At 40.5% G+C, this 10,467-nt stretch carries 9 protein-coding genes and 1 rRNA gene; 3 read left to right on the top strand and 7 right to left on the bottom strand.

Annotated features, from left to right (window positions below; genetic code table 11):
• From PHE37_RS13880 to PHE37_RS13595, 3 genes are all read right to left on the bottom strand, one after another.
• The coding region (locus tag PHE37_RS13880) for a 4Fe-4S binding protein (RefSeq protein WP_366881186.1) at positions 1–125 on the bottom strand (125 nt) is incomplete at its 3' end.
• A gap of 9 nt (positions 126–134) precedes the next feature.
• Complete coding sequence (locus PHE37_RS13590; RefSeq protein WP_299994901.1) at positions 135–3,047, bottom strand: molybdopterin-dependent oxidoreductase; 2,913 nt, start codon at positions 3,045–3,047, stop codon at positions 135–137.
• Between the two features lie 16 nt (positions 3,048–3,063).
• A complete protein-coding gene (locus PHE37_RS13595; RefSeq protein ID WP_299994900.1) occupies positions 3,064–4,182 on the bottom strand; it encodes a rhodanese-like domain-containing protein in 1,119 nt (372 codons plus the stop codon).
• A 365-nt stretch (positions 4,183–4,547) separates the two neighbouring features.
• On the opposite strand from PHE37_RS13595, the gene PHE37_RS13600 reads away from it, so the two are divergent.
• From PHE37_RS13600 to PHE37_RS13610, 3 genes are read left to right on the top strand one after another with little or no spacing between them, the layout of a single operon-like run.
• Positions 4,548–5,153, top strand: coding sequence for a hypothetical protein (locus PHE37_RS13600; RefSeq protein WP_299994898.1), 606 nt, complete (start codon positions 4,548–4,550; stop codon positions 5,151–5,153).
• On the top strand, positions 5,150–5,524 hold the full coding sequence (locus PHE37_RS13605) for a hypothetical protein (RefSeq protein WP_299994896.1): 375 nt from the start codon (positions 5,150–5,152) through the stop codon (positions 5,522–5,524). Before PHE37_RS13600 ends, PHE37_RS13605 begins: the two co-directional genes overlap by 4 nt.
• On the top strand, positions 5,514–6,554 hold the full coding sequence (locus tag PHE37_RS13610) for an Mrp/NBP35 family ATP-binding protein (RefSeq protein WP_299994895.1): 1,041 nt from the start codon (positions 5,514–5,516) through the stop codon (positions 6,552–6,554). The genes PHE37_RS13605 and PHE37_RS13610 overlap by 11 nt, the downstream gene beginning before the upstream one ends.
• Before the next feature lie 103 nt (positions 6,555–6,657).
• Here PHE37_RS13610 and PHE37_RS13615 read toward each other — a convergent pair whose 3' ends face one another.
• From PHE37_RS13615 to rrf, 4 genes are all read right to left on the bottom strand, one after another.
• A complete protein-coding gene (locus PHE37_RS13615; RefSeq protein WP_299994893.1) occupies positions 6,658–7,491 on the bottom strand; it encodes a hypothetical protein in 834 nt (277 codons plus the stop codon).
• Positions 7,488–8,498 (bottom strand): hypothetical protein, encoded by a 1,011-nt coding sequence (locus PHE37_RS13620; RefSeq protein WP_299994891.1) that lies wholly within the window; start codon positions 8,496–8,498, stop codon positions 7,488–7,490. Before PHE37_RS13620 ends, PHE37_RS13615 begins: the two co-directional genes overlap by 4 nt.
• A 179-nt stretch (positions 8,499–8,677) precedes the next feature.
• Positions 8,678–9,886 (bottom strand): outer membrane protein transport protein, encoded by a 1,209-nt coding sequence (locus tag PHE37_RS13625; RefSeq protein ID WP_299994889.1) that lies wholly within the window; start codon positions 9,884–9,886, stop codon positions 8,678–8,680.
• 464 nt (positions 9,887–10,350) lie between these two features.
• A 5S ribosomal RNA gene (rrf, locus tag PHE37_RS13630) occupies positions 10,351–10,466 on the bottom strand.
• Position 10,467: the final 1 nt, after the last annotated feature.

Here is a 10,467-nt window from a genome sequence, read left to right on the forward strand (position 1 = left end):
TTATTCCAATACATATATTCACGACCGTTACGGTTCGTCCATTGCGTTTTACATGCTACGGTACATGTTTGGCACCCGATACATTTGTTCAGGTCCATTACCATTGCTAATTGTCGTTTAGACATCTATTCCCCTTAGTACTGTACGTCTTTTGCTTTTTCGTAGTTAACCGCGCCGTCATATGCGTATTGGTTACCGTCCCACAGACCACCGAATTTAAGGTGACCCCATCCGTCTGCCATCTCAAGAAGATTCAATGATGTTGGTACAACTTCATTGTGCCCTTTGTTTTTCAAATACATGTACGGTTCCCATCCATGCTCCATTACCAAGCCATCAGCCGGTGCAGAAGAAGAGAGTTTTGCCATCGCATAGAATTCACCAAGTGCATTGTAAATACGGATGGTATCGCCATCTTTGATCCCTTTTGCCTCAGCAACTACACGATTCACTTGTGCCGCAGGAACACCACGTTGCAAGCGTAGCAACGTACGTGACGTTTTGTAATTCGAGTGAATTGACCAGCGTGCATGCGGAGTCATGAATACATACGGATAGTCTTTAGACTTAGGACGAATCCCTTCCATACCAGTATTAGTCGCAGCACCCATTTTGATGTACATATCATGGTCAACATAGAATGTTTGACGCCCGGACAATGTCTCAAGACGCTCAAATTTATAGAGGTTGAATTCCATTGAGCTATACGGACGGTCTGGGTACAATGGAGAAGATTTTGCCGCTTTTTCATTGATCAACAAGAATCCACCCACTTTGTACATTTTTTCCATCGTCCACGGCTCATACTGCTCACATTTTTCCAACGCTGCTTGTACTGCCATTTTGTCGGTACCGAGATAGTTTTCTCCTGCACCTTCAGATTCAGGGTCTGTATTCGTGTACTCTTTATGGAAAATCGTCAAATCATGGAAACCAGGTTTCGCATATTTCGGATGATCTTTAACTTTTGCTTTATCGATATTTTCCGGTCGGTTTGCAAGCTCTTCCATTTTCTTCGCAAGAAGAGTAAACATAGACCATTCATCCATCGCTTCACCGACATTTTTGATGTTCGCAACCGGCTGAGCCAAGTTGGTGAAACGGTGATAACCAGGACTTGTACGTAAGTCATAAACTTCATAGTGTGATTTAGCCGGTAACAATACATCTGCATACTGAGCCGCTTCAGACATACGATAGTCTACATACCCATAGAATTTGGTTTTGCTCAAGAATGCTTTGCGGTATTCAGAGCCTTTATTACGACGGAACTTAGAGTCAGCAACGATCAATGCACAATCCGGTTGCCACCACGGTTTATTTTGATTACCGTGTTTAGAGTCCAAGTTTTCTGTATTGTTTTTACCATGACCGAGCATTTCAGAAACGACTGCCATATACTCTTTTTTAGACATACCGTTTTGTGCACGTTTGACATCTTCATCACTGAAGTATTCATCAAATGTTTTCATACCGTCACCGAATATGAATTCACCCACGAATCCTGATCCGAAACGAGCATTGTATTTACCGCTGAATCCACCAAGAACACCTAGTCCTGATAGAGTAAACTCATTCTCCGTATTCAATCCGCCGTATGGTCCCATACGTCCAGTCAATCCACAGATAGACGCGATATTCCAGATCGATAGAACACCGTTGAAATATTTGTTCAATGAGAATCCGGTAGTGATTTCTACAACTTTCGGCAATGCGATATCACGTGCTAATTGACGTGTTGTTTCAGGATGGACACCCGTTACATCTTTAATCGCTTCAGGTGCAAATTTAGCCGCTGATTTTTTCAACATTTCAAAAACAGTCGTAACAGTACGTTTTTTGCCGTTTACATCTGTAATAGTCCATGTTCCTTCAAGTTCCGGCTCAATATCTTGCTCATCAAGACGCAATGATTTGATCGTACTTCCTTCAGTTCCTGGCATCAATGCAACTTTACCGGTCGTTTTATTCATAGAGTAGAATTGCTCTTCGAATTTATGATGGTCTTCTTCATTTGCAGCATGCTCCATATCAGAACGGCGAAGCATTTTTTGCGTTTCAGTATCTACTAGGAACGGAAGGTCCGTGAACGTTTGCATAAACTCAGGTTTATACAATTTTTCATTCAAGATTACATTGATAACACCCATCGCTAGGATATTATCTGAACCTGCTTTGATCGGGATCCAAAGGTCAGCAGATTTAGCTGTTGCATTGAATTCCGGAGTAATAACGATGACTTTTGCTCCGTTATATTTTCCTTCCCATACGAAGTGAGCATCCGGGATACGAGAAACCGACGGATTTCCACCCCACATTACCGCAGTATCGACGTTATACATGAAATCCCATGTACAACCGACGTTACCTTCACCGTATGCAATCGCCGCACCTGAGAACATGTCCCCGAGGTAAGATGACGGATAAATACGGATGGCACCGAGTTGAGTCGAGAAACGTAGTGGTGCACCACGGCGCCCTTCAGTCAAAAGACCTGTACCGGCATGAACCATCAATTTATCCGGTCCGCGTTCAGGATCTGTCATACAGTTGAAAATTTCTTGACATACACGCTCAGCAGCTTCATCCCAGCTAACACGTTTCCATTTACCTTCACCGCGTTCACCGACACGGACCATAGGATAAAGGATACGGTCTTTTTGATACATTACTTGTGAGTGTTGTACCCCTTTGTTACATCCGCGCGGGTTGAAGTCAGGGATTTTTGCATTGATCACCGGATAGCGAGCCGATTGGTTTTCACGGGTAATAACGCCGTTACTTGACCATACTTCCCATGCACAGTTACCTTGACAGTTTACACAGTGGTATGCAAAACCGTGTTCCTCTTTTTTACCGTATGTAAATGCGAATTCGTTACGGTACATATCTTCAGAATAGTTAGTATTTGGATAGTTATCCTTGCCATTCTCGACTGAAATAACATTGGTTTTTGCGAAAAGTGAACCTTGAGATGCCACTAACGCAGCCGTCATCCCTGATACTTTCAGGAAGTCACGGCGATTATTGTTCATTACTTTTGTCATATTTTCTCCTCTTCCCTTATCGTTTAATCGGAAGGTTCATGTCGTTACCCCAAACATCCCAGCTTCCTGTGAAGACTTTGACGTTTTTGTAACCGAGCAGTTGAAGTGCCGTAATGTGCTCAGATCCACGACCGGCACCTACTTGGCAATACGCGTAAATCGTTTTGTCCGGAGTTACTCCATATGACGCATATACTTTTTTCAATTCATCTTGAGATTTAAAAGAAAGTTTATTATCAGCATCTGAAATTCGGCTCCACTCGATAAATGTCGCTCCAGGGATATGCCCGCCACGTGCAACATTATCCATTTTACGTTCACCGATGATCTCTGCGATACCGCGAGAATCAATAATAACGTATTTAGAGTTTTTCCCATTTTTAAGGATATCTTCCATCGCGTGTTTTACTTCTTCTTTATCCGCGATTGCAGTATAGTCGATTTTCTTTGGGTCAATTTTATATGTTTTTGGTTGATCGACCTCTTCGCCTTTAACAACTAAGAGACGCTTTTCGACATCATCCATTTTTGCTTTCAAAGCTTTCATATCTGTATCAGCTTTTGCAATTGATGCACCCAATGCAACTTTATCAGCGTCTGGAGCTTTTAACTTCTCTTTATCCGCTTTTTGAGTTTTTTTGATCTCTTTATATTCACTGTTTAAAGTATCATATTCTTTTTGCGCCGGATCGACTGCCATGATCGCTGCACGTCCACCATTCAGAACTTTAACGTTTTTATGTCCGTAGCTTTTGAAGAATGAATAAACACCTGTCGCATTTGGACCCTTAAAGTCATCATAGGCAATAATTGTCATATCATTACTGATACCTTTTTTGCCAATAATTTCTTCTGCATCATCGATACAGCGGTATAAAGGCGCACAATGCATCGTACCGTCGATGTCTGAGTGGTGCAAATGGTGAGCATACATCTCTACAGAACCTTTAATATGACCGAGTTTATAAATATCCTCATTGTCACCTGAAACAAACATCACCTTCGGGTTGCCGATCAGCTTGACTGCTTCGTCAGCAGAAATAAGAATATTCTTATCTGCATACCCATCGGCTGCCATCACTGATGACGCCGATAATGATGCAACCACACAGAGTGATTTTAACCATCTGTTCATCCGTGCTCCTTTTTTTTTATAAATGTGCACACTAATGTGCATTAATATATGGAATTACCGTACCTATTATAAGGACGACTCTCTTAATACATGGTAAATACTATTTTTAAATCGTCACACGGATTACAAATTGTTACATACTTATCACAATTTGCTTTTATGTGATTACTCTTTGTTAGTTTACGTTTTCTTATACATCCTACTCTGTTTCTAGCCTTATATACTATAATTAATAGTTACATTTTAATCACTTTTTGATAGTATGACGATTATTTTTATCACAAAAATTAAGTACTAAAACAGTAAACACAGTCAAAGGGATTTTTATCAATTTGGCGTTAAAATAATATTAAAAAGGGAGTTTCATGAGCACCGAAACTACACTAAATGCTATAGAGCAATCTAATACCGCTTTGCTTATTGAATTGTTGGAGGATAAATCCCTCCCGATTGAAGAAGTGCAAGCAATTTATAATGCTTTCAAAACCGACAAACAGCTTGTTGGACAAGTCGCGATGAATCTATCTCTTAGAACATCCGTATATGAAAGAGACCGTGAATACAGCCCGATTATGGTCGAACTATTGATCGATATTGCCAGCAATCCCATTGATATGGGTGCACGTTGGGCAGTTGCAAAAAATCCTCATACACCTGTTGAAGTCCTACGTCATCTATCAGCTGATCCTATTAATTTAGTACGTGCACTTGTTGCCGCCAATCCTTCGACACCGAGTGATGTATTAGAGAAATTTTTCAGCGATGAAAAAATAGTTCGTGACGGACTTTCCGGAAACCCGAATACACCTCCGAAATTACTCAAGATCTTATGTGATGACAATGATAAAATGGTTCGTATGCGTTTGGCCGAAAATCGAGCCGCACCAAAAGAGATTATCGCATCACTGCTCAAAGATACTGATCCGGATGTGAGTAAAGCAGCTGAAGCAAATCTGGGAGATCGTACATGAAAAAAAATCATTTCGAAGAACGAAGTAAATTTTTAACACTCGAAAACCACTTTCTCAATACATTTTTTTCTGGCCTCTATCTCAGTGCAGGTGATTTTATTGCTATAGGTCGAGAAAACGGACTTGATTTACAAATGCATTCTCGTGAAATGTTGATTAAAGACTTACTGAATGAATCCGATAAAATCGGCACATTAAACGGTGTGATCGCATCACTTACCTCTCTAATCGATACACGTATAAGTGAGGTACACCGCCTCAGTCTTGAATATCCGGGGGCTCGTGCACCTTTGTCAAAGCTTGCGCAAAAAGCCGCAGGAACCAAAGCATTATTAGCCCGTGAAGTACGAGGAAATCCATATGAACACTAAAGATCTCACTGTAGCACTAAGTGCACTATCTTATCCCGGACTTTCACGTACACTTGGAGATCTTAAGCTCATCTCTGAAGTTAAAGTAGTCAATGAAAATGCATTTATCGAGCTCCTCACAGTGAGTGATGAATCCTACCTCACAGTCAAAGCCGCAATTGAAGCGGCTTTTCATGACCAGTTCAGCAGCCTAAATATTACTAAAAAACAAACCGTACAAAAAGACATCAACTACGGAAACAGTGCGTCACCGAATAATCGTGCCCCTTATGCTGCAAATGTTATAGCAGTAACAAGCGGCAAAGGAGGCGTCGGCAAAAGTACCGTAAGTGTCAATCTCGCTATCGCACTGGCTCAAAAAGGGTATAAAGTCGGGATTTTGGATGCTGATGTATATGGCCCGAACGTTCCGCGTCTCACCAATACAGATTTAGAAAAAATACGCTGGAATGATGATAATAAAATCATCCCATGTGAAAACTACGGCATCAAAATTATGAGTGTTGCACTGACAACCCCTACCTCTGATACTCCCCTTGTTTGGCGTTCATCGGTCGCCGTTTCGGCATTGATTCAATTTCTGGAAGATGTCGCATGGGGTGAACTCGATTTTATGGTCATCGATATGCCTCCGGGCACCGGTGACATTCAGCTCACCATGGCCCAAGAACTTCCCATTACTGCCGGTGTAATTGTGACAACGCCTCAACTTGTAGCAAGTGATGATGTCAGCCGAGCTATTCGAATGTTTCAAGATATCCATGTACCTATGGCTGGTCTAGTGGAAAACATGAGTTTCTTTGTAGCTCCTGATACAGGGACCCGTTATGATATTTTCGGTAGTGGCGGCGGAGCTCGTTTAGCAGAACGTTATAATATACCTCTGCTCGGACAGATCCCATTAAATATGGACATACGAGAAGGTTCAGACAATGGGGAACCGCCCGTTGTTTTAGGGTCGGATACATTGAAAAGTTATTATAAAGATATCGTTGAAGAGATGCTAAAAGCAATAAAGTTTAAAGTCTAGAAGATGAGAAAAAAATAACGCGGTTTCCGTGTTTGAGCCCTCTGCTGAAGAGAACTCAGTGTTAACGTAGCCGAATGGGGCTTAGCTCCATCGGCGTATAAAATTACTTAAAAATCTTTTTGAGATCTGCTTCAACCGCACCTGGTACAGTTGCAATCGTCATAAATTCACCCATTGTAAGCAATGGATAACTGATAGCAATATAATACTTGGCACTAAGTGCTTTTGCTTGTCCACCTTCGATCAATACTGCCCACGGAAGAATTTCACCGTTTTGAGTTCCGATTTTTTTGACAAATCCGTTTGTTCGACGATCTAAACTAACGAAAGCAACATAACGGTCATCACCCAATTTTACAACCGCTGTTGTCCCTTTAGCTACTTGTGCTTTAGCAACAAGATCACCAGTTGAACCTTCACCTACAACAGTCATATCTTCATAATACGGCATTCCTACCATAAAGTGATATCCTGCCAACCCATCAAATTCCCATTTATCAGCTGAATCTTTCAAAGGTCCGAATGCTTTTTCAAGTGATGTCAACTCAACGGAAGCAACCGTATGGTTATATTCTTTTTGCATAAATGCTTTATCAAAATAGATCGGGTTAGCAATACTGATTTGTTTACGCTCATCATCAACTAACAAACGCCCTACTGCGGCAAGACCGCGCATAGGTTTATTGGCTGCACTTTTCATCTGGGCATTGCTAAAAAGAACAGTGGTGCCAGAATCTGTTTTATACGTGCCGACTACTTCAAAGCCTGCCCCAGTAAGTTTTGATTTAGCATTTTCAACATCTACATACGATGCGATTTTGTAGGTTGCTACCTCTTTTTCTACTTTTACACCCGCTTGTGCTTCAGGAGCCGTACCGGCACATCCACAGAATCCGAGTACAAGAGCACCCATAATTAGTGAATAGATTTTTTTCATAGTTCTTTTGCTCCCAATCCTGTCATGATCCCAATAATTTCTTTATCAAGATTATGAATAGAGTCAACCATTTTCGGATCGTTAATTCCCATAACAGCAACCCAGTTTTCCAATTTCGGCATACCGATCATTAGCTTGTTAGACCCTTTTTCAACATACATGTACATTGAACACGGTGCAAATGCTCCGGCATCCGGACGACCGTTATTGAAGATCCCTTCTGAAAAACGGAAATGACAAAGTGAATAGACCCAATACGCATCGTAGCGACCAAATTCAATGTTATTATCAGTCATAGACCCCTTAATGTCTTTGTAACCTGCGATGATATATTTGTGTGCTTCAAATGCCGCTTCAAATTTACCTTGGAAATCACTGATAAATGCATCCAAACTTGCTCCGCGTTCAAACGGCACTTCGAATGTCATCATCGGTTTTGCAGGGAGTGCTTTGTAGTCAACTGTTTGTACTTTACTGCCGATCTCTTCTGATACCATTTTATCCAATGGAACGAAAGACGCAATAAATTTAGCACGAACGTCTGCATCTTTAACACCGGTAATATTGAGCATTGTTTCAGGGTCAACATGTCCTACATACGTTTTATCTTCACCCATTTTTTTGTAGATATGGAGATTAAACGGTGAGAATCCACCCAATGATGGTTCTTTCATCAACAATGGTCCGACAACTTTATCATTTGTGATTGAGAAAAATCCGAGATTATCCAATGTCTCTTTAAATGTCGGATCGAAATCAGGATGTTTTTCCTGTACCCCTTTTACGGTTCTGAACTCAGTGCCCCATTTTGTTTTATACGCATCATTAATACGTTCATGCGGATCAGACAATACAAAACCGATCGTATTGATCTTTTCATTGACCAAACTCATGAAAACTTTTTCTTTATCGCCGTCACCAACATAGAATTTAGCTCCTGTTGCGCCGAACGCCATTGAAGCAGCCAGTGAAAGTGCAGCAGCACCCATTAACAATCTATTAAACATATTTTTCTCCTCCGTGTAATCGCTTTTTATTCTTTGAGCTATACCCTTGCTTACAAGAAGTATTTTATCACAAAACCATCAAAAAAACGATAATAACAATCCAACGATTTTGATCTCTTATTATGGCTTAAAAAAGTGAATAGATTGTGAATCTCTCCCGAGGGGAGAGAGAAAACTTCTTAGAAGTTGAAGTTAAGTTGTGCAGTTACACCTTGTTGGCTATGTTTTGTTGTAACATTGCCCATATAGAAGCCACCCATACCATTCGGAAGAGCACTGCTATATGTATCTGAAACTTCAGGTGCATACATATATGCCAAATCTACAGAAGTCATTTTGTTAAATGCAAGACTTCCACCTACTGTGTAATGGTTTTCAACTGTTGCCGGGAATCCTAACAAGTTAAAAGTGTTTGCCAACGGATTAGTCATCATTTGGTCTTTGATTGGGCTTGCAGCATGATTATAACCGGCACGTAGTGCCCAATTGTCTTGTGCATATTGATATCCGAAAATAATTACATTTTGATCGTTCCAACCAAATTCTTTATATCCTTTTGCATCTGACCATTTGATTTGTTTGTAATCTACAGCAAATGTACTTCCACCCATTTTATATGAAGCCCCGATACCAATCTCAGCCGGTTGCTCAAGATTATCTGCGATACCAGGATTTGGGAAGCCCATCATTCCGGTGAAATCAGCCATTGCTGCTGAAATTTGGCCTGTATAACTCATATCGATAGCTGATTTATAAGATGCACCGACAGTTAAACCGCTCATTTCATATGCCGCACCAACGTTATAACCAAATCCGAAATCTTGTGCTACGCCTTTTGTACTGCTACCATCATAATTGATGTCCAATGACCCGTATTGGAGTACAGGTGCAACTCCTAAGCTAAATCCATTTGATTTATAGGCCAATGGAACCGCAAATTGCATCAATTGTAAATTGGTTACCATGTGGAAGTTATTGTACGCCATACCTGCAGTATTAGCATCACGGTAGTCAGTACCCATTCCCGCAACACCAAACATTCCGATACCCCAGTAGAAATTATCAGATGCTTTTTGAGCAATTGCTACTTCAGGGATCACAGAAAGATTAGCTGCACTGTCATAGCTACCTTCTCCAGTACCTAAATCTGTTTTAACATCCGGCATAAAAATTGTACCGCCAAAAGAAACTTCAGTACCGTTTACAGATGTTATTAACGCAGGGTTAGCAAGAGCTGATTCAGCACCATGAGACATACCGATACCGATTCCACCCATACCGCGTGCTTTAGCACCCATACCGATCAAATGATCTCCATTGGTTGCGAATGCAGATGTGCTACTTAAAGCGATAGCAGCAGCTACAGCGATTTTAATTGAACGTTTCATTAATTCTCCTCGATAAGTTTTAAATTGAATCGGTAAACGATTCGTTAACAACACTATTATAGGGGTGATAAAATTAATTGAAACTTAACAAGAAGATATCACAGTATATATTTTTCTTATAATACTAATCATATCTGTAATACGACGGATTAATACTAACTTATTCTGGCAATAGAACGTCAATATAAGCAATAATCACCATATTAAGGGAATTAAATAAAAAAAAATAAAGTTTTGATTTCACAAATAAATAGGAAAAGATTATGACACTGTGTCATTTTGTAACATCATAGGTGACATATTTGTGATAGAAATATACTAGTATTTTTTCAAAGAAGGAAGGATGATAAATATGCTCGATAATAAGGAAAAAATGGCGATAAATTCATGGTGCTATGGTTAAATGGTTGATTGAAGAAGCAATGGTTTTATGATTGAGAGATTAAAGAGGAGATAAATCTGAGGCCAGGCGGCGACCTACGTTCCCACACCTGAAAGATGCAGTATTATGAGCGATGAGGGTCTTAGCTTCCGGGTTCGGAATGGGACCGGGCGTTTCCCCCTCTCTATAGCCACCTGAA

Source organism: Sulfuricurvum sp. (assembly GCF_028681615.1).
Classification (GTDB): domain Bacteria; phylum Campylobacterota; class Campylobacteria; order Campylobacterales; family Sulfurimonadaceae; genus Sulfuricurvum.

Bases quoted from the DNA above. Each gene is read 5' to 3' on its own strand.
- PHE37_RS13590 (WP_299994901.1), bottom strand. From the start codon at position 3,047: ATGACAAAAGTAATGAACAATAATCGCCGTGACTTCCTGAAAGTATCA.
- PHE37_RS13595 (WP_299994900.1), bottom strand. From the start codon at position 4,182: ATGAACAGATGGTTAAAATCACTCTGTGTGGTTGCATCATTATCGGCG.
- PHE37_RS13600 (WP_299994898.1), top strand. From the start codon at position 4,548: ATGAGCACCGAAACTACACTAAATGCTATAGAGCAATCTAATACCGCT.
- PHE37_RS13605 (WP_299994896.1), top strand. From the start codon at position 5,150: ATGAAAAAAAATCATTTCGAAGAACGAAGTAAATTTTTAACACTCGAA.
- PHE37_RS13610 (WP_299994895.1), top strand. From the start codon at position 5,514: ATGAACACTAAAGATCTCACTGTAGCACTAAGTGCACTATCTTATCCC.
- PHE37_RS13615 (WP_299994893.1), bottom strand. From the start codon at position 7,491: ATGAAAAAAATCTATTCACTAATTATGGGTGCTCTTGTACTCGGATTC.
- PHE37_RS13620 (WP_299994891.1), bottom strand. From the start codon at position 8,498: ATGTTTAATAGATTGTTAATGGGTGCTGCTGCACTTTCACTGGCTGCT.
- PHE37_RS13625 (WP_299994889.1), bottom strand. From the start codon at position 9,886: ATGAAACGTTCAATTAAAATCGCTGTAGCTGCTGCTATCGCTTTAAGT.